Source organism: Celeribacter sp. (assembly GCF_048261515.1).
Classification (GTDB): domain Bacteria; phylum Pseudomonadota; class Alphaproteobacteria; order Rhodobacterales; family Rhodobacteraceae; genus Celeribacter.
In genome coordinates this window covers 233,716-259,202 of the sequence record NZ_JBLXFZ010000002.1, presented here as the reverse complement: position 1 = coordinate 259,202, position 25,487 = coordinate 233,716, and the positions used below count along the sequence as shown (strand labels likewise).

Here is a 25,487-nt window from a genome sequence, read left to right as displayed (position 1 = left end):
TTAGCCTCCGAGGGGGCCGGTCAAGATATTCTGATACATTCCCCACATCGCTGTGATGAAGATCGAAATCATCCCGATGATCTGCGTCTTGAGACGGTGGCGACGCAGCGCGGCCACAAGATCGTCACCACGCGGTGCGGTTGCCGCAAGGCGGCGGGCAAGGCGTAGGTTCATCAGGAAGACGAAGGACATGGGCACCGCCATCAGCGCAAGCGCCTGCGCAAACTCCACCCCGTAGAACACCGCCAGCACGATCAGCATGGTCAGCAGCATGGACACAATGCCAACGATAAACAGGCCCGACACCTCCGCGATCCCCAAGAGCCGCGAGACATTGATACGCACGAGGTCTTCGAGATCGGCCATGCGCGCCCCGCCCTGTCGTTGCGCTTTGAGCGCGAGGTCAAAGGGAACACCGAGTACAAAATGCGAGGCTGTGGACCAAAGAACCGCCAACGCAATCCAATACCACAGGTTCGAGAAGGATCGCATGTCGATCACTTCGAAAATGGTCTGTGTCAGGTTCACGGAATCGCTCTTCTTTTCTGGGTATGCACCCGCGGTTGTCCGGACTGCCGCGCCTCGGGGGCGGGCATTCGTGCAATGTGCGGCGATTGGCCTACACGCGCAAGGCGATTCCTACACTTGATAGCGCGGGAAATCCATGCCACCTCATTGGCACCACTGAATTTACTCCCGAACCATCACGAGGCTCCCATGACCCGCACCATTGCCCCTTTCCCGCTCACGCGTCTGCGCCGCACGCGCAAGATGGAGTCCCTGCGCGGTCTGGTGCGCGAAAACGCGCTGGAGGTGACAGACCTGATCTGGCCCGTATTTGTGCGCGAGGGCGAGGATGACGCCACGCCTATCCCTTCAATGCCAGGTGTGGAGCGGCTCACCATCGACCGCCTCGTGAAGGCCGCAAAAGAAGCGTTCGAGCTTGGCATCCCCGCGATCTGCCTCTTTCCCTATATCGAACAAGAGCTGAAAACCGAGGACTGCGCGGGCGCGTGGGACGACAACAACCTTGTCAATCGTGCCATCCGCGCGATCAAGGCCGAGGTGCCCGAACTGGCCATCATGACCGATGTGGCGCTGGACCCCTACAACATCAACGGACACGACGGATATGTGGTAGACGGCGAGATCGTCAACGACCGCACCGTTGAGGCGCTGGTCAAGATGGCCGTGGCACAGGCGAAGGCAGGCGCGGACATCATCGGGCCGTCGGACATGATGGACGGGCGCATCGGCGCGATCCGCCGCGGGCTTGAGGTTGAGGGCTTCGACAAGGTCACGATCATGTCCTATGCCGCGAAATACGCCTCAGCCTACTACGGCCCCTTCCGTGATGCGGTTGGCGCAAGCGGGGCTTTGAAAGGCGACAAGAAAACCTACCAGATGGACCCCGCCAACTCCGACGAGGCGTTGCGCCTTGTCGAGCGCGATCTCTCCGAAGGCGCCGACATGGTCATGGTGAAACCGGGCATGCCCTATCTGGATATTTGCAAACAGGTGAAAGACAGCTTCGGCGTACCGACCTTCGCCTATCAGGTCTCAGGCGAATACGCGATGCTCGTGGCGGCCTTTGAGAACGGATGGCTCGACCGCGAGAAAATCGTGATGGAGAGTCTGATGTGTTTCAAACGCGCGGGCTGCAACGGGATACTCACCTATTTCGCCCCCGAAGTGGCCCGGGCATTGGCCAAGTAGCGCACGGGAGGCGGGCGCACGTTGCAACTGAAACGGCGCCCGATTGCCCAAAGCTCCCAATGTGCCCTTTGACGGTGACAAAGCCCGCGAACCTTCGTAGACTGTGGGCAATCGGGGCATTCCAGACCCCACATCTTGAGGACATGACAGGGCCGTGGCGTAAGTGCGCAATGCGGCCAACTGTATTGAAAGAGGGCAGTCAGATGACAACTTCCACCCGCAGAACCTTTCTGCTCGGTCTTGGTGCCACGGGCATTCTCGCCGCTTGTGACAACAGCCTGAACAGTTCGGGCTCGAATGTAATCGACGCGCGCGTCGACCGCACTCTGACCGAGCTTTATGCCAACTATCCTGGCACTACCCAGTTGCGCGACAAATCCGTGGGTCAACTTGTGATGCCGCTGGTCACGGAAGCAGGCTTCGGCCTTGGCGGTTCTTACGGGCGCGGTGCGCTGCGTGTGGGTGGCGTGACGGTCGATTACTACTCCGCCGCGCAAGCCTCTTTCGGCCTGCAAATCGGCGCGCAGCAATATGCGCATGTGCTTTTCTTCATGACCAACGAAGCCTTGCAGGAATTCCGCTCCTCCCCTGGTTGGGCTGCGGGCGCGGATATCGAATACGCGATTTCCAACCGTGGAGAAGAGGTCTCAGCCGAGACCACAACATCCTTCTCGCCCGTGATCGGCGTGGTGTTCGGTCAAGCGGGTCTGCGCGCAGGCGCGACCATCGAAGGCACGAAATACACGCGCATCATCCCCTGATCTGCGGATCACCTCGCAGGAAATGACAAAAGACGGCAGAGAGGCGCGCTACGGCAGCGCCTCCTCCAACACACCATCCGTGGTCATTTGCGCATAGAGCAACCCTTCGCGCAGCCCGCGATCTGCGACCGACAAGCGATCCGTCGGCCAGATCCGCAAAAGCGCTTGCAAGATTGCCGATCCCGACATGATGAGTGCCTGACGATCCCGCCCGATCCGCGGGTCGCGACGACGACCTTCTGGACCAAGGGAAAGGTAATCGCGGATCACGCGGTCGATCTGTTCTGATGACATGCGCAGCCCGTCCACCTTGTTGCGGTCATAGCGTTTGAGCCCCAGATGCGAGGCGGCCACTGTGGTCACGGTCCCTGATGTGCCGATGATCTGGAACCCTTCGCGGGAAGATTCATTGGCATAGGGCGCGAAATCGGCGAGCTTTTCCTCGAAGAACCACGACATGAGCGCAAAGCGCGCGGCATCATCCTCGACATCGCTGAACTGCTCCATGAGTGTTGCCACGCCAAGGGGAACGGAAATCCAGTCCACCACGCGGGCCAGAGGAAAGGGGCTCTCGCGCTGTTTGAACCCTGTGTGCAGACGCATGATCGCGCGCGGACGTTCGGGGCGCGGCACGGCTGACAGGTCGATCCAGACCAGTTCCGTCGATCCCCCGCCAATGTCGACGACGAGCAATTGCTCTGTCTTGGTCGAAACCAACGGTGCACAAGAGATCACGGCCAGACGCGCTTCCTCCTCGGGTTTGATGATTTCCAGTTTCAACCCCGTTTCACGATGCACACGGCGCATGAAGTCGCGGGAGTTTTTGGCACGCCTACACGCCTCGGTCGCGACAAGGCGCATCCGTTGCACATCGTGTTTTTCGAGTTTGCTGCGGCAGACCTTGAGCGCCTGTATCGTGCGCGTGATCGAGCCGCGTGACAAACGGCCAGAACTTTCCAGACCGGCGCCAAGCTGGACCGATTTAGAAAAACTGTCCACCACATGAAACTGACTGCCCTTGGGTTGGGCAATCAACATGCGGCACGAATTCGTGCCGAGGTCCAACGCGGCGTAAAGATCGTTGGGACCATCGGTTGGAGGCACGGGAGGCTCAACCGGCTTCGGGAACGCGCCCGCACCTTTGGGACGCTTGGGCGTCATTTGGAACGCCCTCCATTTCGAGTTGCCCCCACCTTACGCCTGCCGTGCGCCTATGCGCAAGAGCGACGCCGCTGTGCGCTCATAAAGGTGATGAGTATTTTTCCGAATTGCGGCCCTTCCCCCGCCGCCCCCTTTGGCATAACTCTCTCGTTCAAAGGAAAAAGGTGCCGAAATGCCCGATATGACGATCATCTACTGGCGCGACATACCCGCGCAAATCCGTATGGGACGGGGCCGCCGCGCTGCGCGTGCGGTGATGCCTGAGCGGTTTGAACAGGCCATTGATCGCGTCGCCATGCGCATCGGTGCCACCGATCAGGACGCCTATATCGCCGAATGGCGCGATGTGGTTGTCTCGGTCGAGAATGAGGGGCAAGAGGCGGTCGAGGCGAAAATTGCCGAACTAGATGCTGCCTATGACAAAGCGCGCCTGATCGCGCTGGTGAACAATGACGGGCGCGAGCCTGAGACAAAGGACGACTGACATGACCCGCACTGTGATCGAGAGCAAGACCAAGACCGTCGTGATCGGCTTTGACGAGCCGTTTTGCGTCATCGGTGAACGCATCAACCCCACGGGGCGCAAGAAACTCGCCGCTGAACTGGAAGCGGGCGATTTCTCCACCGTCGAGCGTGACGCGCTCGAACAGGTGGCCTGTGGTGCCAATGTGCTTGATATCAACTCGGGCGCGGTCTTCTCCAACAAAATGGCCGAAGACCCCCGCTACGCCGATAACAACTTCGTCGAACCGCCGCTCATGCGCGATCTGGTCGCCCGCGTGCAGGGCATCGTGGATGTGCCGCTGTGTATCGACAGCTCCGTGCCTGACGCGCTTCAGTCTGGTTTGGAGATGGCCGAGGGCCGCCCCCTACTCAACTCCGTGACGGGTGAGGAAGAGCGTCTTGAGCGTGTGCTTCCACTGGTTAAGAAATACAACGTCCCCGTTGTGGCAATTGCTAATGACGACACTGGGATTTCCGAAGAACCCGAAGTGCGCTTTGCCGTGGCCAAGAAGATCGTCGAACGTGCCGCCGATTTCGGCATTCCTGCCCATGACATCGTGGTTGACCCACTGGTTATGCCCATCGGTGCGATGGCGACAGCGGGCCAGCAGGTCTTTACCCTCGTGCGCCGTTTGCGCGACGAGTTGGGGGTGAACACCACCTGCGGCGCATCCAACGTCTCCTTTGGCCTACCCCACCGTCACGGGATCAACGCGGCGTTCTTGCCCATGGCGATTGGCGCGGGCATGACATCGGCGATCATGAACCCCGTGCGCTTGCAGGAAATGGAAGCGATCCGCGCGGCCAACCTGCTGATGAACCACGACCCCGACGGCGGCAAATGGATCGGTTTTACCCGTATCGCGGACGCCGTGGCCGAGGGCGCGTCTTTCGCCGAAGCCTCGAAGGCGGCAGCAGCAGGTGGCTCTGGCGGCGGACGTCGTGGTGGCGGGCGTCGTCGGCGCGGGTGAACGCATTCGCCGCGAATGGCGGAACCCATGTAGCATTTTGAGTATTTTCGCAGCAAAGTAGACGCAAATACCAACGAGGGAGGCGCGCGAATGGCACGGCTGATCATTCTCAACAAGCCGTTCGACGTGCTGTCCCAGTTCACTGACAAGGGCACCGAAGGCTCCAAGCGCCGCACACTTTCCGATTTCGTGAATGTGCCGAAGGTCTATCCCGCAGGGCGTCTGGACCGTGACAGCGAAGGCGTGCTGGTGCTGACAGATGACGGGAAGCTACAAGCCCGCATCGCAAACCCTAAATCAAAGATGCCCAAGACCTATATGGCACAGGTCGAGGGCGAGATTGATGACACCGCGCTTGAGGCTCTGGCGCGCGGGGTTGAGTTGAAAGACGGGCGCACACGTCCCGCCAAGGCGCGGCGCGTGGATGAACCCGACTGGCTCTGGCAGCGCAATCCGCCCGTGCGCTACCGCAAAAGCGTGCCCGACAGTTGGGTGGAACTCACCATCACCGAAGGCAAGAACCGACAGGTCCGCCGCATGACCGCCCATGTGGGCTTCCCGACGCTGCGCCTCATCCGCGTGGCCGTGGGGCCCTACCGTCTCGACGGGCTGGACAATGGCGCATGGCGCGACGACGATCCGCGCAGAATTTGGGAACAGACATGAGCAACGACAATGATCCTCTGGTGATCTTCACTCCATCGGGCAAACGCGCCCGCATCCCCGCAGGCACCCCCGTTCTGGAAGCCGCGCGGAAGATGGGTGTGGACCTCGACAGTGTTTGTGGTGGGCGGGGTATCTGCTCGAAATGTCAGGTGCAGCCCTCCTTCGGCGCGCACTCCAAACACGGGATCACCGTCGCCGAGGACGCGCTCACCGAGTTCAACGCGGTCGAAGAACGCTATGACCGTGTGCGCGGGTTGAAGCCGGGACGGCGTCTGGGCTGTCAGGCCTGTATTCAGGGCGATGTCGTCCTCGACGTGCCTCCCGAAAGTCAGGTCCACAAACAAGTCGTGCGCAAGGCCGCGACCACGCGCGAGATCGAAATGGACCCCGCCACGCGGCTTTTCTACGTCGAGGTGGAGCCTGCCGATATGCATGCGCCCACAGGCGACTGGGAACGCACCAAGGCTGCGCTCAAACGAGAATGGGAGATCGAGGGTGTCACCCTGCCCCCGCGCATGCTGGCCAAGCTGCAAGCCGCGCTGATCAAGGACGACTATAAGGTCACTCTGGCCATCCACAGCGCCCATGAAGGCGCCGCGCAGGTGATCGGCGTCTGGGGCGGATTTGCCGAGCCGCCGCTCTATGGCCTCGCCGTGGACCTTGGATCAACCACCATTGCAGCCCACCTCACCAACCTCGTCACGGGCGAAGTTGTGGCATCGGGTGGCGTGATGAATCCACAAATCCGCTTTGGCGAAGACCTCATGAGCCGTGTCTCCTACGCGATGATGAACGAGGGCGGCGCGGGCGAGATGACCGCTGCCGTGCGCGAGGCGCTCAACGGTCTGGCCGAAGAACTGGCCAAGGAAGGCGCGATCGCTACGGGCGACATCTACGAGATGGTCTGCGTCATGAATCCCGTGATGCACCACCTTCTGCTCGGTCTCGATCCCACGCCGCTGGGACAAGCGCCCTTCGCGCTGGCAACCAATGCCGCGCTTGATCTGCCCGCCCGTGTACTCGATCTCGACTTCGCGGAAGAGGCACAGGTCTATATCCTGCCCCTGATCGCGGGCCATGTCGGGGCGGATGCTGCCGCAGTGGCGCTTTCCGAGGCACCACAGAAGGCCGAACCGCTGACCCTCATCGTGGATGTGGGCACCAATGCGGAAATTCTGCTCGGCAACACAACCCGCGTTCTGGCTTGCTCCTCGCCCACGGGCCCAGCCTTTGAAGGGGCGCAAATCTCAAGCGGCCAACGCGCCGCGCCTGGTGCCATCGAACGGGTCGAGATTGATCCCGCCACCAAAGAACCGCGTTTCAAGGTGATCGGGTGCGACCTCTGGTCTGATGATCCCGAGTTCACCACGGCGGTGCTGCATACGGGAATTTCGGGCATCTGCGGATCGGGCATTATCGAGGCCGTGGCGGAAATGCGGATGGCGGGACTGGTGGATGCGGGCGGGCTGATCGGCTCGTCAGAGGCCACGGGCACGGCGCGTTGCCGCCCGTCTGGGCGCACCCACGCCTATCTCCTTCACGATGGTTCCGCCGAAGGCGGCCCCGTCATCGAAGTGACCCAAGGCGACATTCGTGCCATCCAGTTGGCCAAATCCGCGCTTTACGCGGGTGCGCGGCTGCTCATGGATGAATTCGGCACCGATACCGTTGAGCGGGTGGTGCTTGCGGGGGCCTTTGGCGCGCATATCTCGCCCAAACACGCCATGGTGCTCGGCATGATCCCCGACTGCCCCCTCGAACAGGTCACGTCGGCAGGCAACGCGGCAGGCACAGGGGCACAGATCGCACTCATCAACCGCGCCGCACGCCGCGAGGTCGAGGCACTTGTGCATGACATCACCAAGGTAGAGACCGCCATCGCGCCGAAGTTTCAGGAGCATTTCGTCGCCGCCAACGCGATCCCCCATGCCACCGATCCCTTCACGGGGCTCAGGGCCACGGTTCCCCTGCCCGACCTGTCTTTCAACTCGGGCGAAGGCGGCGCACGGGCGGGTCGCGGGAACAGGCGTAAACGGCGCAGTTGATCGAAACTGCGCTCTTACGACAAACGGCGAAATCCGGATCACCAGCCACAATCACACTTAGTTTATGGCCGCATTCGGAACGCCTATCGTCCTCACAGGTTGTCTCATCGGAAGGCGCAAGGGACCAACCCTTGCCCAATGCCTAGATAAACCGGAGGTCCACTATGAAGACCCGCAACGCATTTCTCGCCCTGTCCACCGCTGTTGCTATGACGGCTGCGCCGCTGAGCGCCGAAATCATCAATGGTGAATATCTCGATGAAAACGCCACTGTGACGGAAAACGCCATGAAGATCAGCAACCTCTCCACGCTGGTTGAGGCGGTGAAAACCGCGGGGCTGGCGGATGATCTCATGGGTGACGGTCCCCTGACCGTTTTCGCCCCGACTGACGCGGCCTTTGCCGATCTGCCTGAAGGCGCACTCGACAGCCTGATGCAGCCCGAAAACCGCGATGACCTGATCGCCGTGCTTGGCACACATGTGGTCGAGGGGGAATATACCACCGCTCACATGCGCGAGTTGATGAACGGTGAGGCCGACCCCGATGCCAACGCCTTTGTCGATGAGGACATGCTCACGCTCACCACCCTGTCGGGCACCAAAATTCGCATCGACGGCGGTGTCACAGATCAGATCGTTGTAAGCGGCGCGGCCAGTCAGGTCATCACCTCCATCGAGGAGGACATGGCTCAAGGTAACGGCGTGATGCACGTCATCGACGGTGTGATAATGCCGGTGATGTAACCGACGGTATATTGCGTTCCCCCGCAAGGGGGCATGCGGGGAGGGTCGCCTTTCGGGGCGGCCCTCTTTTTCACACTATCAACGGCACGCGGAACCACGATATCGAGCGCATCACGAATGCGAAATCCGCTTGACCACCCTGCCCGCTTTGACTACCTCTCTGACCCACGAGCGGGTATGGTGAAAAGGTATCACGGCAGCTTCCCAAGCTTTAGTTACGGGTTCGATTCCCGTTACCCGCTCCAACGTCTCCCCGAATATCCACCCTTCATCCCGTCTGGGCGACGCTGCGTTCGTGTGGTGCGGGCGCATGTGACCTGTTACCCCTTTTACGCAAAGGGGAGGACCACCCATGGCCGACAATTTTCTCGACACCGCCCGCAGCGCGCTTTTAGAGCGACTTGTGGGGCATGATTTTGCCAAATCCGTGAGTCTGCGCATCAAGGATGTCGGCAATATCGTCATCGAAGGAAACGGGGCCGAAATCAGCGACGCACGCGCCGATTGCGCCATCCTGTCGGACCGCAGCACCTTGGAGAAGATCCTCGCGGGCGATCTGCATCCGATGAAGGCGATCCTCTTTGGCAAGATGAAGGTCACGGGAGACGTGGCCACTGCGGCCAAGTTCGGGAAGCTTTTCGGCTAAACGCACCCACTCCTCTCAAACAACAAAACGCCCGCCGCGCAATTTGCGCAGGCGGGCGTGTCATTCGTGTTGATGCGTCGTCGCGTATGGCGCTTAGCCCTCGCCGCGCAGGAAGGCCACGAGTTGACGGGTCGAGCCATCCTTCTCCGCGCCATCTTCCTCACCCGCCACGATAGGTTGCAGCGCCACGGCAAGCTCCTTGCCCAGTTCCACGCCCCATTGGTCAAAAGAGTTGATACCGAGCACCACCCCTTCGACAAAGACGCGGTGTTCATAGAGCGCAATGATCTGGCCCAGCACGTAGGGCGTGAGCAGGTCATAGGCCAGCGTCGTCGATGGACGGTTGCCAGGGAAGACGCGATGCCGTGCCTGACGCTCTAACTCCGCGCCCTCAACTCCTTTCGCCGCCATGATTGCACGTGCCTCATCGAGGCTGCGCCCGCGCATGAGCGCCTCCGATTGCGCAAGGCAGTTTGCGACGAGCAATTCGTGCTGATGAGCCAGATCAGGCTCGTGCCCGCGCTTGCCGACCATGAATTCGCAAGGAACCACGCGGGTGCCCTGATGGATCAATTGGTAAAAGGCGTGCTGACCGTTCGTGCCGGGCTCGCCCCAGACCACAGGCCCCGAATGATACTCAAGCGCCGAGCCGTCCATCGCCACGCGCTTGCCATTGCTCTCCATTTCCAACTGCTGAAGATAGGCAGGCAGGCGAACAAGGCGTTGCTCGTATGGCAGCACGGCGCGGGTCGCGTGGCCGCAGACCTGATTGTGCCACAGCCCGACCAATGCCAGCATCACGGGCAGGTTTTCGAGCGGTGAGGCTGAGCGGAAATGGCGATCCATCGCCTGACCGCCACGCAGGAATTCTGCGAACCGCTGAGGCCCGATGGCGAGCATCAGCGACAGGCCAATAGGCCCCCAGACCGAATAACGACCGCCCACCCAATCCTCGAAACCGAAGACCAGATCGGGGTCCACCCCGAATGCGGCGGTCTTATCCTTGGCGGTGGACAGCGCCGCGAAATGCCGCGACAGACCGTCCTCGCCGACATGCGGAAGGAGCCAGTCGCGGGCGGTCTGCGCATTGGTCATTGTCTCGATGGTCGTGAAGGTTTTGGACGCGACGATGAAGAGCGTCTTGTGCGGGTTCACCCTGGCCAGAATGTCATGGATATGCGCCCCGTCGACGTTTGAGACGAAATGGCACCGCGGCCCGTCCACATAGGGCTGCAACGCCTCATAGGCCATAACGGGGCCAAGGTCGGAGCCGCCGATCCCGATGTTGACCACATCTTCGAAAGCATCCCCAGAAAAGGAGGTAATCTCCCCGCGTCGTACACGGTCGGCGAAATCATCCATCCGCGCCAGCGTGCGCCGCACATCGGGCATGACGTCGGCCCCGTCCACCAAGATCCCGTCACCGTCGAGATTGCGCAGCGCGGTATGGAGCACCGCACGCCCCTCGGTGTCATTGATCGGCGCACCCGTGAACATCGCCTCGCGTTTCTCAGCAAACCCCGCCTGATCAAGCAGCGCCAAAAGCCCCTCGCGCTCCTGCGCTCCGATCTGCGTCTTGGAATAGTCGAACAGCAGCCCTTCGGCTTTGACCGAGAAAGTCGAGGCCCGCGCGTCATCCGCCTCGAAAAGATCAAGAATGCTGCGCTCGGACTGCGCGGTGCGAAGCGATTTCAGTGCGGAAAAATCTACAGCCATGAGGGGTCCCCTGTCTTGGTCAGATCGAGATCGGTTCGCGCATAGCACGCGAATATTACAGATTGGCTTAAAGCGCCCGCGTAGGCGGCCCGACTGGCGCTCTTACGGCGCCCAATGCACCGCGGCCACGTCGAGGAACACCGAGACAGGCGCATCTGTCGCGGAAGAGCTGCGCGCCTGATCGAGTGCGACACGCTTCTCCTTGCCCGCGATAAGGATATGCGTGTTGATCGCGGTTTTCAGTGCCTTGGCGGAAAGCGTGATCCGTGGCTCGGGCGCCCCCGCCGCGCGCATCGCCAGAAGCGTCGGCGCATCGTCGGAGAGCGCCATATCCAACTGATCGGCTCCAGGGAAGAGGCTCGCCGTGTGCATGTCACCGCCCATACCGAGCAGCAGCACATCAATCGGCAATGTTGCCTCGACCGCTGGCATCAACGCGTCCAGACCTTCTTCAGGCGTGGGAGTGTCACGGTAAAGTGGCACAAGATTAGCCGCTGCCGCCCGCCCCACAAGAAGCCGCCGCTTGAGCAGCGCCGTGTTGGAACGCTCCGAGCTTTCATCCACCCAGCGTTCGTCATTGAGCATCACGTCCACGCGGTCCCAGTCGAGCGCCACTTCGGAAAGCATGTCGAAGATCGGCCCAGGTGTCGTGCCGCCGGGGACGCAGAATGTCGCGCGGTCTTTCTGTTCCAACGCCTGACGCAATTCGCCAGCAATCCGCTGAGACAGCGCCAGCATCATTTCATCGCGGTCCGAATAGGTGGTGAGGTTCATTCCTTGATCTCCCGCCAGCGACGGCCCTCACGATGCAGCATCATCGCCGCATCCTCGGGACCTGCCGAATAGGCATCATAGAGTTTCGGCACATCGTTGCGCAGCTCCCAGCCCTGAATGAGCGGATCAGTCCAGCCCCATGCCGCTTCGACCTCGTCGCCGCGCATGAACAGGGTTTGGTTGCCACGGATCACATCCATGATCAGACGCTCGTAGGCATCGGTGATTTCCTCGGCATCATCACCAAGCGCATCGGCAAAGGTCATGTCGAGCGGCACGTCGACCAGACGCATCCCCCCCGGACCGGGTTCCTTGATCGTCACCTTGAGCGTCATGCCCTCGTTGGGCTGAAGACGGATCGAGAGCACATTGGCGTGCCGCCCCGCATCCTCGCCAAAGATCGAATGCGGTGCATCCTTGAACACCACGGCAATCTCGGAGGTGCGCGCTTTGAGCTTCTTGCCCGTGCGCAGGTAGAACGGCGTGCCCGCCCATCTCCAGTTGGAGATCATACAGCGCAGCGCGATGTAGCTTTCGGTGCGCGAACGCGGATCGCCCGCATCATCGCGGTAGCTCGGCTCGTCTTTAGTGGCATCATACTGGCCACGCACGATGTGGTGATGGTCGATAGGTTCAAGCGCACGGATCACCTTGAGCTTCTCGTCGCGCACCGAATCCGGCTCGAAACGGCTCGGCGGCTCCATTGCAATGAGGCACAGAAGCTGCATCAGGTGGTTTTGCACCATGTCGCGCATCGCGCCCGATTTGTCGTAATATTCACCCCGCCCGCCAACGCCTACGGTTTCGGCCACGGTGATCTGGATGTGATCAACATACTGGCTGTTCCACAGCGGCTCGAAAAGGATATTGCCAAAGCGAACGGCCATCAGGTTCTGCACCGTCTCTTTACCGAGGTAATGGTCGATGCGGTAAATCTGCGTCTCGTCGAAGTGCTCGGCCAGAACATTATTGAGCGCGCGCGCACTTTCCAGATCGCGACCGAAGGGCTTCTCCACCACGATCCGTGCATCGTCATCGGCAATGCCATTGTCATGCAACCGCTGTGCGAGATCGCCGAACAGGCTCGGCGCAACAGAGAAATAAAAGGCATTCACGATATCGCTGCACACCAGTGACTTCAGTGCTTTCCAGCCGCCCTCGCCCTTGGCGTCAATCGCCACGTAATGAACGCGTTTGAGGAAGTTTTCGACCTGATCGTCGTCACAGGCGTGCTTCTTGGCAAATTCGCGGATCGCGCTCGCAACCATGTCGCGGAAGCCCGCATCGTCCATTTCGGAACGGGCAGCCCCGATGATACGGCTGTTTTCGGGCATCTGACCCGCACAGAAACGGCGGTAAAGACCCGGAAGGATCTTGCGACGCGCCAGATCGCCCGTCCCCCCGAAGATCACCAGATCGAAGTCCTCGACCGGAATGACACGTGACACCATGATCCATCTCCTGTCGCAAGCCGCCACGGTCACGGGCGCTCGCCAATTCGCGTTTCGTCTCTCATGCGCCGCCTTGTCCGACCCGATCCCGTGAGCGCGGACGCCAGAGGATCACGCCACAGCACCAGCGCAAGATCGTTAGCGCTAACGAGGGCGGTTTACCTTTCGCACGATGCAAAGTCTAGCACCCATCCGCACATCAACAACCCTTTGAGCGCGCATTGCCCCGCAAATCATCCCCATGCCCATCAAGAGCGCAAAATCTCGCCACCAAACCACACCAGCCACCACATCATCACGTTCGCGTATGAATGCTTTCCAAACCCACGCCACCTGAATACCCTGCGCGCCAACTATTCATAGGACCGCGCATGAAAGACCAAGTCGCCACCCGCCCCGCCACCACGGGCAAATTCACCGACCCGCAGCGCACCGCCAAAGGCGAGCCGCGAGCCACAGTGGCGCTGACCGATCCACAAACGCTGTGGTTCAACACGGGCACCCTGTGCAACATCACCTGTGTGAACTGCTATATCGACAGCTCACCCACCAATGACGCGCTCGAATATATCACCGTCGATGATATGATCCCCTACCTCGACGAGGCAGAGGCCCGCGGCTGGGGGCTGCGCGAAATCGGTTTCACGGGCGGCGAACCCTTCATGAACCCGCAAATGGTAGAAATGGCGCGTCATTGTCTGGAGCGCGGCTATGAGGTGCTGATCCTCACCAATGCCATGTTGCCGATGATGCGCCCCGCCGTGCGCGAAGGTTTGCTCGATTTGCAAAAGACTTACAGTGAAAAGCTCACCTTGCGCATTTCCCTCGATCACTGGGCCGAAGAGCATCATGACGAGATGCGCGGCAAGGGCAGCTACAAACGCACATTGATGGGAATGCGCTGGCTGCGCGACAACGGGTTCCGCATGGCGGTTGCTGCACGCGCCCTATGGAATGAAACCGACGCGCAATCGCGTGCCGGATTTGCGGATCTCTATGCGCGAGAGAGCTTCAACATCGACGCGCAAGATCCTGCCACAACGGTTATTTTTCCTGAAATGGACGAAAGCGTCGACGTGCCCGAGATTACCACGTCCTGCTGGTCCATCCTCGACAAATCGCCCAAAGATATCATGTGCTCCAGCAGCCGAATGGTTGTCAAACGCAAGGGTCAGCCACTGAGCGTAGCGGCCTGCACGCTTTTGCCCTATGAGGCGGAATTTGACCTTGGACATACATTGGCCGCCGCCGAACGTGAGGTTGCGCTTAACCATCCGCATTGCGCGAAATTCTGCGTCTTGGGCGGGGCGTCCTGTTCGGTGTGATGCTTAGACCATCACATTAGCTTAGGCGTCCAACTCACTGTCCCAATAGAGAAAATCCATCCAGCTTTCATGTAGATGGCCTGGCGGAAACTTGCGTCCGATGTTCTTGAGCTGCTCGGCATCGGGCGCAATGGGTGGCTTGCGCAGGCTCATGTTCGCCTGTCGGAGTGACTTCGACCCCTTGCGCAAATTGCAGGGCACGCAGGCAGCGACGATATTTTCCCAACTCGTCACCCCGCCCCGTGCGCGCGGAATTACGTGGTCAAAGGTCAACTCGCCTTTCGACCCGCAATACTGACAACGGAATTCGTCCCTCAGAAATAAATTAAAGCGCGTGAAGGCCACGCGCTTTTGAGGTTTCACATAATCTTTCAGAACGACAACCGAAGGCACCCTGATCTTGCAACTCGGCGAATGCACGAAACTGTCGTATTCGGCGACAATATCAACGCGATCGAGGAACACCGCCTTTATCGCCTCCTGCCAGGGCCATAGCGAGAGCGGGTAGTAGCTCAGTGGCCTGTAATCAGCGTTCAAGACCAGCGCTGGATGCGCTTTGGAGGAATTGGGTTCCCGCACGAATTGCGTTCTGAAGTCACCGTCCATATTGCAATCATAGCTCCCACGATTGCGGTTGTCACAGGGTTTCCAATGCTGCGGACGCGGCATGTCGTCCCTTGCAATCACTATATATCGCGGTTGCGCCCTGACAACCCCCAGCATATGCGCGCCGCCCTGAGCCTAGTTAAGCAGCCCCCTGTAACATCACCGTGACGAAAATTCAGGCAAAGCGCGGATCATCCACTGCCGAAATGCAATACCACATCCCGCTCAACCCCGACAGCCGCGCGGTCAAACGGTCCTCCACCGTCCAGTTCGCTCATATCGTTCGAAAAACGGCCCTCAAGGATCGGGCGACTGGTCAAGCAGCCGAACTGGATCGGATGTTGTGCAGGAGCCCGACACCAAAGGCGCGCCAACACGGCCCGCGATGAGGTTCAGAAGGGTGGATTTGCCCGCACCTTTGCGTCCGACAAGCCCGTAGGCTCCGTCGGAAAGGCTAAGGTCAATGGTCCCGCGCGGCGCCTTAGCGGCGGCGTTTGCGGTCCTCGACACGGATGCGGACAGGGAGACGTTGCTCGGAAGAACGGAGGCCATAGGCGATCACGACAGCAGTTGCAGCAAATGCGAAGACGGTTGTCATGATGATGTCCATAGGAAAGCCCTCCAGATTTCTATGTGAGAAAGGTAACACGATGCTGCGGCGCGTCAAGCGATCTCGGAGCGCGAATATAAAGTGAGCGGGATAACGCCGCGTAAACGGCCATCACCCCCTGACACACCGCATCCTCGCGCCCTGTTACGAATAGCCCAACTGGTCACGCAGGAAGGCCACGGCAACCTCCAACCCGTCAGGCGCGATCCCGTGCCCCGTGCCGCGCATGATATGGGCGTAGACCTTCTCGAACCCTGCCCCTTGCAGGGCTTCCGCCGCCTCTGGCAGCGATTGCGGCGGCACCACGTCATCCTCGTCGCCATGCAGGAGCAGAACGGGAAAATCGACGCGCTTTTCGTCTTCGAGCAGTTCGGGTTCGAGCAGGCGGCCAGAGAAACCCACCACCGCGGCCAGCGCATCCTCGCGGCGCGGGGCAACATGGAGCGCCATCATCGTGCCTTGGCTGAAGCCCACCAGCGCCATCTGTTCAGGCTCAAGCCCGTAATCCACGAGGATATTGTCGAGGTAGTCGTTGAGTTCATCCACCGCACGCAGCATTCCCGTGCGGGCCTCTTCCTCCGACGAGCCGTCGATCCACGGGATCGGGAACCACTGGTAGCCCATCGGATTGCCGATGCAGCGTTCGGGCGCATCTGGAGCAAAGAACACCGTGTCAGGGAGATGCTCGGCCAGCGGATCGGCCAGACCCAGCAGGTCCGCGCCATCCGCGCCATAACCGTGCAGGAAGACCACAACGGAGCCCACGCGCCCCGAATGGCTGTCTCTCATTTTGCTCTCAAGCGCACCCATCACCGTATTCCCTCTCGTGATTTCTCCACATGGTAGTAGGCCCAGAGCAGCCGCGCTGCAACCGATCTCCACGGCGACCATTCCTCCGCCATGGTCCGAAAGGCACGCTCCTTGGGCCGCTCGGGTAGGTCGAAAAGCACCCGTGCCGATTCCTGCAGCGCCAGATCGCCAGGTGCGAAGACATCCGCGTGACCTAGCGAAAACATGGCGTATATCTCGGCAGTCCAGACCCCGATGCCAGACACCTGCGTGAGTGTGGCAATCACCTCCTCGGAGGGCGCATCGCGCAGGGCTTGGAAGTCGATCCGCGCCTCGGCCAGCGCCTTGGCATAGCGCACCTTCTGGCGCGACAGGCCACAGGCCCGCAACTCCTCTTCACTGGCCCACATGATCTTGCGCGGCCCCGTCAGTTTGGCCGCCTTGAGCCGTTTCCAGATGCCATTGGCGGCGGCGACCGAGATCTGTTGGCTGACGATAGCCGACAACAATTGCTCGAACCCGTCCTTGCGCCGGCGCAAAGGCAACGGCCCCGTGAGCGTCAGCGCATGGGCGAAACGCGGCTCGACCCGCGCCAGATGTGCGGCACCTTCGGCCACGCATTCATCAGATTCGATAATCCTCATGCGTGCGCCTCCGCCCATTCCAATGCATCCAGCACATCCTCGCGCCGAGTGATCCCTTCGGGCGCGGGAGGACGGGCAATCATGGCGACCGACATGCCAAGGGCACGCGCCGCATCCAGTTTGGCCCGCCCGCTCGCGCCACCCGCATTCTTCACCACCAGCCAGTCGGGGCGCAACTCGGCAAAAAGCGCCTCCTCGGCGGCTTGTGAAAAGGGCGGACGTCCGACCACCCATGCACCGTTTTCAAGCGGAAACGGTTCGCTCGGCGCGTCCACGACCCGCGCCCAGATATAGGCGTGTTCAAGGTGGCCCATCTGATCCACCGTCTGCCGCCCCGTGGCGAGAAAAATACGCTGTCGCGGCGGGATGATACGGGCGAGATCGGCAATGTCTGCCGCTTCGTGCCATGCGTCCCCCTGACGTGACCGCCATTCGCGTCGCTCGAAACGCAAATAGGGAAGTCCTCGCGCGGCACAGATTTTGGCCGTGCGCCGCGTGATCTCTGTGGCGAACGGATGTGTCGCGTCGATCACCGCCGTGATCTCTTGGGCGTCGAGAAAGGCCTCAAACCCTTCCGCCCCGCCAAAACCACCCACGCGGGTTTCCACGGGATAGGGTGCGGGGCTTTCGGTCACGCCCGCCAGCGAGGCGATGCAGTCGATGCCGCTTTGCGCGAGCATCCCCGCAAGGTTGCGTGCCTCCATCGTGCCCGCCAGAAGTAAAATCATGCGCCCGCTGTTCCGATAATGGTTCCCGCCCGATCTATCACAACGACATCGAAGGACATCCCCTGCCCCCCAAACCGCGCCTCGACCGCCTCAAGTGCCTTCTGCGCCACCAGTCGGGCAAAGTCACCCCCGCGCGCCTCGTAAACCTCCAGCGCCGTGTTCATTTGCGCGAGTTTCGGGTCGCCCAGAAGCTCCGCCCAATAGGGCAGATCGACCTGTGCGCGTTTGGAATGAAGGTCCATTTCTCCCTGCGCGAGCTTGGCAATCTTGCCGATGCCGCCGCCGATGGTGACGCGCGGCACGGGGTGTTTGGCGAGGTATTTCAGCATCCCGCCCGCAAAATCGCCCATATCCAGCATTGCGCTTTCGCCAAGCCCGTGATGCGCCATCACCACCCGTTCGGAAGTTGCGCCCGTGCAGCCCGCCACATGGGTCAGCCCCTCGGCCCGCGCCACGTCGATCCCGCGATGGATCGACGCGATCCACGCAGCACAGGAGAAGGGACGCACGATCCCCGTGGTGCCAAGCACGCTCAATCCGCCTTTGATCCCCAAACGCGGGTTCCATGTTTTTTGCGCGAGCGTCTCGCCCTCGGGAATGGAGACGGTGATCTCCACATCGGGCGACTTGCCAAGCCGCGCAGCCATCTCCTCGACCTGTTCACACATCATGCGGCGCGGCACGGGGTTGATTGCGGGTTCTCCCACACCGATGGGTAGCCCCGCCTTCGTCACCATGCCGACCCCCTTGCCCGCGCGGAAGATCACACCGCCCGCAGACACCGCCACCCGAGCACGGATTTCCGCGCCGTGGGTCACGTCGGGATCGTCGCCCGCATCCTTGATGATCCCCGCCTCGGCCCAGCCTTCTCCTTGCGCCATGTGAGATAGCGCGAATTCGGGCCGTTCGCCCTTGGGCAGTGTTATCCGCACGCGGTCGGGAAACCCCTCGCCCCATAGCGCCATAAGCGCCGCCCGCGTCGCCGCAGTGGCACAGGCCCCCGTGGTCCAGCCGCGCCGCAGCTTGGGGGGATCGCTTTGGGATGTGGTCTCGCTCATGGTCGCACTATAGGAAGATGCGCGGGGAAATGACCACGGGGTTTTTTCACGTCCCCCTCAGGAACCGCCGCGCCACCACTTCCCCAGACCCGCGCGTCACGCCATAAAGTGTCCATGACCGAATCGCATCTTCCCCTCCCGACTGGTGACTGGCCCGTAATCGAACCCGGCTGGGTCTGGCTTTGTGGCGCAGGTCCGGGTGATCCGGGGCTGATGACACTCCACGCGATCAACGCGCTGCGACAGGCCGATGTGATCGTCTATGACGCGTTGGTGGCCTCGGAAATTCTCGAATGGGCGCGCGCCGATGCGGAGAAAATTTACGCAGGAAAACGCGGAGGAAAGCCGTCAGCGAAACAGGCGGATATCTCCCTGCGCCTGATCGAACTGGCCCGCGAGGGCAAACGGGTGTTGCGCCTCAAGGGCGGCGATCCCTTTGTCTTTGGTCGTGGCGGCGAGGAAGCACAGACACTCATTCAACACGGCATTCCCGTGCGCATCGTTCCTGGTATTTCGGCGGGGATTGGCGGTCTGGCCTATGCGGGCATCCCTGTGACACACCGCGATGTAAACCAAGCCGTGACCTTCGTCACAGGCCATGACCAGACAGGCGGGCCAACAGGCAGTCTCGACTGGGATGCGCTTTCGCGCTCCGCTGGCGTTCTGGTGATCTACATGGGGATGAAACACGCCCCCCACATCCGCAAGGGTCTCATGGATGCAGGACGCGCGGCAGATGAACCCGTCGCCATCGTCACGCAGGCCACAACCGCCGACCAGAAGGTTCTTGAAACCACGCTCGGCACCATGCTCGACGACATCGCGGCGGCGGATATGGAACCGCCCGCGATCATCTGCGTCGGGCGCGCGGTGCTGATGCGGCAGGTGTTGGACTGGCAGGCGCTCATGCGCGGCGAGACCCCGCGCGACCTCGATCCCTTGGGACGTGGCAAACCGGCCGAAGAGGCCTGACATGCCCCGCGCACTTCTGATCGCCGCACCCGCTTCGGGATCGGGCAAGACGACCGTGACGCTCGGCATCCTGCGGGCACTGGCGCGGCGTGGTGTAACCGTCTCCTCCGCCAAATCGGGCCCCGACTATATCGACCCGCGCTTTCACGAAGCCGCTAGCGGCGCGCCCTGCGTCAACCTTGACGCATGGGCGATGACGCCCGCGCGGATTGCAGCCCTCGCGGGACGATCTGACGACCTATTGGTAATCGAAGGCGCAATGGGCCTCTTCGACGGGGCACCCCATGCCACCGATCCAACCCGCGATGGCAAGGGCGCCTCGGCCGATCTGGCCCGCCAGCTCGGAGCCGCTGTGATCCTCGTGGTCGATGCCTCCCATATGGCGCAATCCATCGCACCCCTTGTGGCGGGGTTCATCGCCCATGACCCCACGCTCACAATCGCGGGTGTCATCGTTAACAAAGTCGGCAGCCCGCGGCACGCTGCTATGATCACCCGCGCGTTGGGACGTGTGGGTGTGCCGCTCATCGGCTGCATCCTGCGCGACAAAGCCCTCGCCACACCCTCCCGCCACCTCGGTCTGGTGCAGGCGGGAGAGCGACCCGACCTCGACGCCTTTCTCGACCGTGCCGCCGAAACGGTGGAGGAGGCGCTGGACCTCGACGCCCTGACAGCGTTGGCCACGCCTTTCGAGGGCAGCAAGGACGCGACACGCACGCCCCCGCCCGCGCAGCGGATCGCCGTGGCGCAGGACGCCGCCTTTGCCTTCGCCTATCCACACCTGCTCGACGATTGGCACGCGCAGGGCGCGGAGATTGTCACCTTCTCGCCATTGGACGACCAACCCGCCCCGCCCGCCGATCTGGTTTACCTTCCAGGCGGCTATCCCGAATTGCACGCGGGCAAGATCGCCGCGAACCACCGCACGCTGCAATCGCTGCGCGAGGCGGCGGCGCGCGCCCGCGTCTATGGCGAATGCGGGGGGTATATGGTGCTGGGCGACGGGCTGGTGGACCGTGACGGCCTGCGGCACCGCATGGCGGGCCTGCTCGATCTGGAGACCTCCTTCGCCACGCGCAAACTGCACCTCGGCTATCGCACGGCCACCTCTGTGGCCTCGGCTGTCCCATTCGAGGGCACATGGACCGCCCACGAGTTCCACTATGCAACCACACTAAAGGCTGACGGCACGCCGCTCTTCACCGCGACCGACGCGGAAGGGGCCGATCTGGGGCCGCAGGGACTTGTCCGTGGCAGCGTGTCGGGATCGTTCCTGCACCTGATCGATAGGGCCTGAGTGGATGAAGATTGTGCACACGCCCTGCCCGCTCCATAAGGCACTCGTCACAAAACCGCACAGTCGCTGATTACCCCTATCACAAATTCGCAAGACAACAGCGACACCCTGCCGCTTTCCAAACGTCACGGGCACCGCTAAACGGGTCGGACAGTTTCAAGGACCAGACCCTATGCCCGACATCGCCACGTCCCCCGCCGCACAGGCAAAAGCCCGCCGCAACGTGTTTATCCTCGTCGCGGCGCAAGCCTTCCTCGGGGCGCAGATGGCGATGATCTTCACCATCGCGGGGCTTGCAGGACAATCGCTGGCCTCCAACCTGTGTTTTGCCACCCTGCCCATCACCGCCACCGTGCTGGGCTCCATGCTCTCGGCCACACCGCTTTCCGCCGTGATGCAGAAATACGGACGCCGCGCGGGGTTCTGGATCGGCACGAGTGCTGGCGCCACGGGCGCGGCCGTCGGGGCGATCGGGCTGCTGCAACAGAACTTCTGGCTTTTCGTGCTGGGCGGGCTGTTCACTGGGGTTTACCAGTCCAGTCAGGGGTTCTTCCGCTTTGCCGCGACCGATACCGCTGACGAGGCCTTCAAACCCAAAGCCATCTCCTATGTTCTCGCAGGAGGATTGATTTCCGCCATCATCGGGCCGCAACTGGTCAAGGTCACTAGCCAGATGATGGTCGTGCCTTTCCTCGGCACCTACCTCGCGGTGATCGTGATCAACGTCGTCGGCTCGGCGCTTTTCCTCTTCCTCGACATCCCCAAGCCGCCCGTTGCCAAAGAGGGCGAACATCTGGGCCGCACGCGCATGGAGTTGCTCAAGACCCCGCGCGTGGCTGTGGCGATCATTGTCGCAATGGTGTCCTACGCCCTGATGAACCTCGTGATGACCTCCACCCCGCTGGCGGTTGTCGGCTGTGGCTTCGAGCAGAACACGGCGGCCGATATCGTCTCCGCCCACGTGCTTGCGATGTTCATCCCCTCCTTCTTCACCGGCCACCTGATCGCACGTTTCGGCGTTGAACGGATCATGGCGCTCGGCCTTGTGATCCTCGGGATTGCGGGGATCACGGGGCTTGCGGGCGTCAATATCGAGAACTTCTTCGTCGCCCTTGTCCTGCTCGGCATCGGTTGGAACTTCGGCTTCATCGGCGCGACCTCCATGCTTGCCTCGGCGCATGAACCTTCCGAGCGCGGCCGCATTCAGGGCATCAACGATTTGATCGTCTTTGGCGGTGTGACCGTGGCCTCGCTGGCCTCTGGCGGGCTGATGAACTGTTCGGGCGGTTCGGCGCAGGACGGTTGGGCGGCGGTAAACCTCGCCATGATCCCCTTCCTGACACTCGCAGGTGCGGCGCTGATCTGGCTGTGGTTGCAGCCGCGCGAACGCTAGAGCCGCGCCTCACGCAGGCGGTCGCGGTGCCGTGACAGCCAGAGTGCTGCGAGAAACAGCGGGCCAGTATCAAGTGCGCCCGCATCGCACAGCTCCATCAGGCGATCAAAGCTCAACAAGTGCGAACGGATGTCCTCCTGCTCGACATCAAGGCCGCTGATCCCCGTGATATCGTCGGGCAAATCCGCTTCGCCCACATAGGAGATCAGGCATTCGGTCACAGCGCCGGGGCTGACGTAATGCTCCCCGATCAAATGCAGCGCACCAAGGGTGACACCCGCTTCCTCCTCGGCCTCGCGCCGCGCGGTGGCCTCAGGCCCCTCACCCGCATCTACGCGCCCCGCAATCGGTTCCAGCACCCACGGACGGCGATCCCCGCGCAGAAGCGGCCCGTAGCGCAGTTGCTCGACCACCAGCACGCGGTCACGCACAGGATCGTAGGGCAGAACCGTCACCGCATCGGCCATCATAAAGACCATGCGCGGCACATCCCCCATCCGCCCGCCATCAAAGCGCGGTTGCTCGTAGGTGTTATCTTCCAAAGCGAAATAACCAAGATAGCCGATCTTGCGCTCGGTGGTCCTGACAGCCTCCACATCGGGAAGACCCGCGCGCTCCATCGTCGGGCGGCCCTCGCGCGCCCGCACCCGCGCCCATGCCCGTGACAAAACCTGCGGCATTACGGCGGCAACTGCCTCGGCGCTGCGGCCCTCGCGGTGGTGTTGCAAAAGCTCCGCGGCGGCGGCAGGCACCAGCGCGGGATCGGGGATATCCACCGCCGCGAAACAGGTATCAAGATAGCGCCGTTGATCCTCGGTGAGGTCTTGCGAAAAGTCGTCCAGCGCCGCGCGCGTCTTGGCCTCCATCACGACCACTTCCGTGCGGATTTCTCCACCAGCCAGCCACCGAAGACACCACCACCCAAAAGCACGATCAGCATGTCGGGATTGAGCAGCACAATCAGCGCGTATTCCCGCGCCAGATCAACCATCCCCGCCAGAGCGTGCATCGGCCCCCGAAAACGCCCGTCCCACGCCCGTCTGAGCATTTCGACAACGGCGAAGAAACCAACGCCCCAAAATGCGATTAGAACACCCGATGTGAAACCGTAACCATAGGCCGCACGCATCGAGTCGCCCGCGCGCCGTCCGGCAAAGACCCAACCAACGCCCAGACCGATCGCGCCCGCATAGAGCGACATCCGTCCGAATTGCGTGCCTTCGGGCATATGGGTTTTGGACATTTCCGCGACAAACCACGCCAGAAGCGCATACCAGAGCGCGGCAATCAATCGGGGCATTGTGGGCATGGGGCTGCTCGTTCTTCTTGGTAAATACGAAGGGCATTTTCCGCTCCCAAAGGGCGAAATCAAGGAAAAAGCCTGTCATCTTGCGGGTTTCGCAGCCAGTGACGCAGTGCCGCCGCACATTTCTTCCCCTTTAGGATCAGCCATCGCGGTGCGCGGAATAGGCCGCAAGCGCACGCTCGCGCCCCTCCTTGAGCCCCACCACGGGATCGGGGCGCGGAGCGTCGGGGTGCATGTCCCACGCGCGCGGGATGGCGTCGAAATAGCGCAACGCCGTATCGGGTGGTGCGGCCTGCCCTTCGGCAATCCATGCGCACCTGTAAGCCCCCTGCGGGTCGAATTTCTCCGCCTGCCCATCGGGATTGAAAATGCGGAAATAAGGCGCGGCATCAGGGCCACAGCCCGCCACCCATTGCCATCCCATAGCGTTCGCGGCGACATCCCAGTCAATCAGACAGTCCTCAAACCACGCCCGCCCGATACGCCAATCCACCAGCAGGTGCTTGGTTAGATAGGAGGCCACGATCATCCGCGCGCGGTTGTGCATGGTGCCCGTGACATACATCTCGCGCATGGCAGCATCGACAAAGTCCACACCCGTGCGCCCCTGTTGCCACGCCTTGACCTCAGCACTCTGCGCATCTTGATCCCACGGGAAACCGTCCCACCCCTTGCGGTGGTTTTCATGTGGCAGATCGGGTTCGTGGAAAAGCAGGTGATAGGCAAACTCGCGCCAGACCAGTTCTTTCAGGAAATGCTCGGCTCCGCTCTCGCCCTCAGCCATCGCGCTGTGCGCAGCATGCCAGATCGTGCGGGGAGAAATCTCGCCATAGGTAAGGTTCTCCGACAGGCCCGAACAGGCAGGCTCGGCGGGATAGTCACGGCGTCTTTTATAAGCCTCCATCCGCGCGTCGATGAAACGCGACAGCCGCTCACGCGCCGCCACCTCGCCAACACATACATGGGCAGCCACCACATCCGCACCACGATCCATCGCCGCGTCAAGCGCCCAATCATCAAGGGCATCGCTTTCCATATCCGTGCTCGCCCAAACCACATCAGGAGCGGGCAAAGGCTCATCCACAGGCCGCTCGGACACCGTGCGCCAATAAGGGGAATAGACCTTGTAATAGCCGCCCGTCTTGGTCTCGACCGTCCAAGGCTCATGCAGGAGGTGGCCCGCGTGGCTCTCCGCCGCCACGCCCGCACCTTTGAGCAGCGCCTTGACCTCAGTATCGCGTTCGATTGCCTCTGCGTCATAGGCCCGCGACCAATGGACCGACGTTGCGCCCAACTCCTGCGCCAGCGCAGGGATCACCACACGCGCGTCCCCTGCGCGCAGGATGACCCGCCCGCCCTGTGCCTCGATCACCGAGAGCAGATGGGCAAGCCCCAACCCCATCCGCCATTTCGGCGCAGCACCAAGCCCCGCAACCGTCCCGTCGCACACGAAAACAGGCACCACGGGCCCAGCATGTGCAGCCGCTACAAGTGCGGGATTGTCGGAAAGGCGGAAGTCACGGCGAACCCACCAGATCGCGGGGGTTGATTTGTCGGTCAGAGATGTATCTGTCACGGGGCGGCTTTCGGTAAGTTGATCCT

Annotated in this window: 26 protein-coding genes and 1 tRNA gene; 13 read left to right on the top strand and 14 right to left on the bottom strand. The window is 61.7% G+C overall.

The features are described from left to right. The gene (locus ACN0SC_RS06125) at positions 1-528 is read right to left on the bottom strand and encodes a component of SufBCD complex (protein WP_417248775.1); all 528 of its coding nucleotides are present in this window, start codon (positions 526-528) and stop codon (positions 1-3) included. A 189-nt stretch (positions 529-717) separates the two neighbouring features. Here ACN0SC_RS06125 and hemB point away from each other — a divergent pair, with 189 nt between their 5' ends. Together hemB and ACN0SC_RS06115 are read left to right on the top strand one after the other, a co-directional pair. Next, a complete protein-coding gene (gene hemB / locus ACN0SC_RS06120) occupies positions 718-1,716 on the top strand; it encodes a porphobilinogen synthase (protein WP_417248774.1) in 999 nt (332 codons plus the stop codon). Positions 1,717-1,919: 203 nt separating this feature from the next. After that, on the top strand, positions 1,920-2,477 hold the full coding sequence (locus ACN0SC_RS06115) for a YSC84-related protein (RefSeq protein ID WP_417248773.1): 558 nt from the start codon (positions 1,920-1,922) through the stop codon (positions 2,475-2,477). A gap of 48 nt (positions 2,478-2,525) precedes the next feature. On the opposite strand, the gene ACN0SC_RS06110 is transcribed toward ACN0SC_RS06115, so the two are convergent. Continuing rightward, entirely contained in the window at positions 2,526-3,638 is a 1,113-nt protein-coding gene (locus tag ACN0SC_RS06110) for a Ppx/GppA phosphatase family protein (protein ID WP_417248772.1), read from the bottom strand. Positions 3,639-3,810: 172 nt separating this feature from the next. Between ACN0SC_RS06110 and ACN0SC_RS06105 the strand changes: the two genes are divergently transcribed. From ACN0SC_RS06105 to ACN0SC_RS06075, 7 genes are all read left to right on the top strand, one after another. Continuing rightward, positions 3,811-4,122, top strand: coding sequence for a virulence factor (locus ACN0SC_RS06105; RefSeq protein ID WP_417248771.1), 312 nt, complete (start codon positions 3,811-3,813; stop codon positions 4,120-4,122). A 1-nt stretch (position 4,123) separates the two neighbouring features. Then, positions 4,124-5,113 carry a methyltetrahydrofolate cobalamin methyltransferase gene (locus ACN0SC_RS06100; RefSeq protein WP_417248770.1) on the top strand — a complete coding sequence of 330 codons (990 nt, stop codon included), beginning with the start codon at positions 4,124-4,126 and terminating at the stop codon, positions 5,111-5,113. Between the two features lie 90 nt (positions 5,114-5,203). Then, positions 5,204-5,779 (top strand): rRNA large subunit pseudouridine synthase E, encoded by a 576-nt coding sequence (locus ACN0SC_RS06095; RefSeq protein WP_417248769.1) that lies wholly within the window; start codon positions 5,204-5,206, stop codon positions 5,777-5,779. Continuing rightward, positions 5,776-7,824 (top strand): ASKHA domain-containing protein, encoded by a 2,049-nt coding sequence (locus ACN0SC_RS06090; RefSeq protein ID WP_417248768.1) that lies wholly within the window; start codon positions 5,776-5,778, stop codon positions 7,822-7,824. Before ACN0SC_RS06095 ends, ACN0SC_RS06090 begins: the two co-directional genes overlap by 4 nt. A gap of 164 nt (positions 7,825-7,988) precedes the next feature. Next, positions 7,989-8,570 carry a fasciclin domain-containing protein gene (locus ACN0SC_RS06085; protein ID WP_417248767.1) on the top strand — a complete coding sequence of 194 codons (582 nt, stop codon included), beginning with the start codon at positions 7,989-7,991 and terminating at the stop codon, positions 8,568-8,570. Positions 8,571-8,741: 171 nt separating this feature from the next. Continuing rightward, positions 8,742-8,815 (top strand) — tRNA-Gly (locus ACN0SC_RS06080). A gap of 107 nt (positions 8,816-8,922) precedes the next feature. Then, a complete protein-coding gene (locus ACN0SC_RS06075; protein WP_417248766.1) occupies positions 8,923-9,216 on the top strand; it encodes an SCP2 sterol-binding domain-containing protein in 294 nt (97 codons plus the stop codon). A 93-nt stretch (positions 9,217-9,309) separates the two neighbouring features. Here ACN0SC_RS06075 and pgi read toward each other — a convergent pair whose 3' ends face one another. The 3 genes from pgi to zwf form a co-directional block, all read right to left on the bottom strand. Then, the gene (gene pgi, locus ACN0SC_RS06070) at positions 9,310-10,932 is read right to left on the bottom strand and encodes a glucose-6-phosphate isomerase (protein ID WP_417248765.1); all 1,623 of its coding nucleotides are present in this window, start codon (positions 10,930-10,932) and stop codon (positions 9,310-9,312) included. 102 nt (positions 10,933-11,034) lie between these two features. Beyond that, positions 11,035-11,706 carry a 6-phosphogluconolactonase gene (gene pgl, locus ACN0SC_RS06065; protein ID WP_417248764.1) on the bottom strand — a complete coding sequence of 224 codons (672 nt, stop codon included), beginning with the start codon at positions 11,704-11,706 and terminating at the stop codon, positions 11,035-11,037. Continuing rightward, positions 11,703-13,157 (bottom strand): glucose-6-phosphate dehydrogenase, encoded by a 1,455-nt coding sequence (gene zwf / locus ACN0SC_RS06060; RefSeq protein ID WP_417248763.1) that lies wholly within the window; start codon positions 13,155-13,157, stop codon positions 11,703-11,705. Before zwf ends, pgl begins: the two co-directional genes overlap by 4 nt. A gap of 371 nt (positions 13,158-13,528) precedes the next feature. On the opposite strand from zwf, the gene ACN0SC_RS06055 reads away from it, so the two are divergent. Next, positions 13,529-14,482, top strand: coding sequence for a radical SAM protein (locus ACN0SC_RS06055; protein ID WP_417248762.1), 954 nt, complete (start codon positions 13,529-13,531; stop codon positions 14,480-14,482). 21 nt (positions 14,483-14,503) lie between these two features. Here the strand turns inward: ACN0SC_RS06055 and ACN0SC_RS06050 are convergent, their stop codons facing one another. The 6 genes from ACN0SC_RS06050 to ACN0SC_RS06025 all read right to left on the bottom strand — a co-directional run bounded on the left by ACN0SC_RS06050 (position 14,504) and on the right by ACN0SC_RS06025 (position 18,917). After that, positions 14,504-15,088, bottom strand: a complete 585-nt coding sequence (locus ACN0SC_RS06050) for an HNH endonuclease (protein WP_417248761.1) — start codon at positions 15,086-15,088, stop codon at positions 14,504-14,506. Between the two features lie 297 nt (positions 15,089-15,385). Beyond that, positions 15,386-15,598 (bottom strand): ATP-binding cassette domain-containing protein, encoded by a 213-nt coding sequence (locus tag ACN0SC_RS06045; protein ID WP_417248760.1) that lies wholly within the window; start codon positions 15,596-15,598, stop codon positions 15,386-15,388. Positions 15,599-15,842: 244 nt separating this feature from the next. Further along, positions 15,843-16,508, bottom strand: coding sequence for an alpha/beta hydrolase (locus ACN0SC_RS06040; protein WP_417248759.1), 666 nt, complete (start codon positions 16,506-16,508; stop codon positions 15,843-15,845). After that, positions 16,508-17,131: a DNA-3-methyladenine glycosylase family protein gene (locus ACN0SC_RS06035; RefSeq protein WP_417248758.1), complete on the bottom strand. Its 624-nt coding sequence runs from the start codon at positions 17,129-17,131 to the stop codon at positions 16,508-16,510. Before ACN0SC_RS06035 ends, ACN0SC_RS06040 begins: the two co-directional genes overlap by 1 nt. Beyond that, positions 17,128-17,859 carry a cobalt-precorrin-6A reductase gene (locus ACN0SC_RS06030; RefSeq protein WP_417248757.1) on the bottom strand — a complete coding sequence of 244 codons (732 nt, stop codon included), beginning with the start codon at positions 17,857-17,859 and terminating at the stop codon, positions 17,128-17,130. Before ACN0SC_RS06030 ends, ACN0SC_RS06035 begins: the two co-directional genes overlap by 4 nt. After that, complete coding sequence (locus tag ACN0SC_RS06025) at positions 17,856-18,917, bottom strand: cobalt-precorrin-5B (C(1))-methyltransferase (RefSeq protein ID WP_417248756.1); 1,062 nt, start codon at positions 18,915-18,917, stop codon at positions 17,856-17,858. Before ACN0SC_RS06025 ends, ACN0SC_RS06030 begins: the two co-directional genes overlap by 4 nt. Before the next feature lie 114 nt (positions 18,918-19,031). Here ACN0SC_RS06025 and cobA point away from each other — a divergent pair, with 114 nt between their 5' ends. From cobA to ACN0SC_RS06010, 3 genes are all read left to right on the top strand, one after another. Continuing rightward, complete coding sequence (gene cobA, locus ACN0SC_RS06020) at positions 19,032-19,889, top strand: uroporphyrinogen-III C-methyltransferase (protein WP_417248755.1); 858 nt, start codon at positions 19,032-19,034, stop codon at positions 19,887-19,889. Position 19,890: 1 nt separating this feature from the next. Then, positions 19,891-21,186 carry a cobyrinate a,c-diamide synthase gene (locus tag ACN0SC_RS06015; protein ID WP_417248754.1) on the top strand — a complete coding sequence of 432 codons (1,296 nt, stop codon included), beginning with the start codon at positions 19,891-19,893 and terminating at the stop codon, positions 21,184-21,186. Between the two features lie 172 nt (positions 21,187-21,358). Then, positions 21,359-22,579 (top strand): MFS transporter, encoded by a 1,221-nt coding sequence (locus ACN0SC_RS06010; protein WP_417248753.1) that lies wholly within the window; start codon positions 21,359-21,361, stop codon positions 22,577-22,579. On the opposite strand, the gene ACN0SC_RS06005 is transcribed toward ACN0SC_RS06010, so the two are convergent. From ACN0SC_RS06005 to ACN0SC_RS05995, 3 genes are all read right to left on the bottom strand, one after another. Continuing rightward, positions 22,576-23,445 (bottom strand): NUDIX domain-containing protein, encoded by an 870-nt coding sequence (locus tag ACN0SC_RS06005; protein ID WP_417248955.1) that lies wholly within the window; start codon positions 23,443-23,445, stop codon positions 22,576-22,578. The two genes, ACN0SC_RS06010 and ACN0SC_RS06005, sit on opposite strands and share 4 nt — an antisense overlap. Further along, a complete protein-coding gene (locus ACN0SC_RS06000; RefSeq protein ID WP_417248752.1) occupies positions 23,445-23,888 on the bottom strand; it encodes a TrgA family protein in 444 nt (147 codons plus the stop codon). The genes ACN0SC_RS06005 and ACN0SC_RS06000 overlap by 1 nt, the downstream gene beginning before the upstream one ends. A 136-nt stretch (positions 23,889-24,024) precedes the next feature. Beyond that, the gene (locus ACN0SC_RS05995; RefSeq protein ID WP_417248751.1) at positions 24,025-25,461 is read right to left on the bottom strand and encodes a cryptochrome/photolyase family protein; all 1,437 of its coding nucleotides are present in this window, start codon (positions 25,459-25,461) and stop codon (positions 24,025-24,027) included. Positions 25,462-25,487: the final 26 nt, after the last annotated feature.

Bases quoted from the DNA above. Each gene is read 5' to 3' on its own strand.
- hemB (WP_417248774.1), top strand. From the start codon at position 718: ATGACCCGCACCATTGCCCCTTTCCCGCTCACGCGTCTGCGCCGCACG.
- ACN0SC_RS06115 (WP_417248773.1), top strand. From the start codon at position 1,920: ATGACAACTTCCACCCGCAGAACCTTTCTGCTCGGTCTTGGTGCCACG.
- ACN0SC_RS06110 (WP_417248772.1), bottom strand. From the start codon at position 3,638: ATGACGCCCAAGCGTCCCAAAGGTGCGGGCGCGTTCCCGAAGCCGGTT.
- ACN0SC_RS06105 (WP_417248771.1), top strand. From the start codon at position 3,811: ATGCCCGATATGACGATCATCTACTGGCGCGACATACCCGCGCAAATC.
- ACN0SC_RS06100 (WP_417248770.1), top strand. From the start codon at position 4,124: ATGACCCGCACTGTGATCGAGAGCAAGACCAAGACCGTCGTGATCGGC.
- ACN0SC_RS06095 (WP_417248769.1), top strand. From the start codon at position 5,204: ATGGCACGGCTGATCATTCTCAACAAGCCGTTCGACGTGCTGTCCCAG.
- ACN0SC_RS06090 (WP_417248768.1), top strand. From the start codon at position 5,776: ATGAGCAACGACAATGATCCTCTGGTGATCTTCACTCCATCGGGCAAA.
- ACN0SC_RS06085 (WP_417248767.1), top strand. From the start codon at position 7,989: ATGAAGACCCGCAACGCATTTCTCGCCCTGTCCACCGCTGTTGCTATG.
- ACN0SC_RS06075 (WP_417248766.1), top strand. From the start codon at position 8,923: ATGGCCGACAATTTTCTCGACACCGCCCGCAGCGCGCTTTTAGAGCGA.
- pgi (WP_417248765.1), bottom strand. From the start codon at position 10,932: ATGGCTGTAGATTTTTCCGCACTGAAATCGCTTCGCACCGCGCAGTCC.
- pgl (WP_417248764.1), bottom strand. From the start codon at position 11,706: ATGAACCTCACCACCTATTCGGACCGCGATGAAATGATGCTGGCGCTG.
- zwf (WP_417248763.1), bottom strand. From the start codon at position 13,157: ATGGTGTCACGTGTCATTCCGGTCGAGGACTTCGATCTGGTGATCTTC.
- ACN0SC_RS06055 (WP_417248762.1), top strand. From the start codon at position 13,529: ATGAAAGACCAAGTCGCCACCCGCCCCGCCACCACGGGCAAATTCACC.
- ACN0SC_RS06050 (WP_417248761.1), bottom strand. From the start codon at position 15,088: ATGGACGGTGACTTCAGAACGCAATTCGTGCGGGAACCCAATTCCTCC.
- ACN0SC_RS06040 (WP_417248759.1), bottom strand. From the start codon at position 16,508: ATGGGTGCGCTTGAGAGCAAAATGAGAGACAGCCATTCGGGGCGCGTG.
- ACN0SC_RS06035 (WP_417248758.1), bottom strand. From the start codon at position 17,131: ATGAGGATTATCGAATCTGATGAATGCGTGGCCGAAGGTGCCGCACAT.
- ACN0SC_RS06030 (WP_417248757.1), bottom strand. From the start codon at position 17,859: ATGATTTTACTTCTGGCGGGCACGATGGAGGCACGCAACCTTGCGGGG.
- ACN0SC_RS06025 (WP_417248756.1), bottom strand. From the start codon at position 18,917: ATGAGCGAGACCACATCCCAAAGCGATCCCCCCAAGCTGCGGCGCGGC.
- cobA (WP_417248755.1), top strand. From the start codon at position 19,032: ATGACCGAATCGCATCTTCCCCTCCCGACTGGTGACTGGCCCGTAATC.
- ACN0SC_RS06015 (WP_417248754.1), top strand. From the start codon at position 19,891: ATGCCCCGCGCACTTCTGATCGCCGCACCCGCTTCGGGATCGGGCAAG.
- ACN0SC_RS06010 (WP_417248753.1), top strand. From the start codon at position 21,359: ATGCCCGACATCGCCACGTCCCCCGCCGCACAGGCAAAAGCCCGCCGC.
- ACN0SC_RS06005 (WP_417248955.1), bottom strand. From the start codon at position 23,445: ATGGAGGCCAAGACGCGCGCGGCGCTGGACGACTTTTCGCAAGACCTC.
- ACN0SC_RS06000 (WP_417248752.1), bottom strand. From the start codon at position 23,888: ATGCCCACAATGCCCCGATTGATTGCCGCGCTCTGGTATGCGCTTCTG.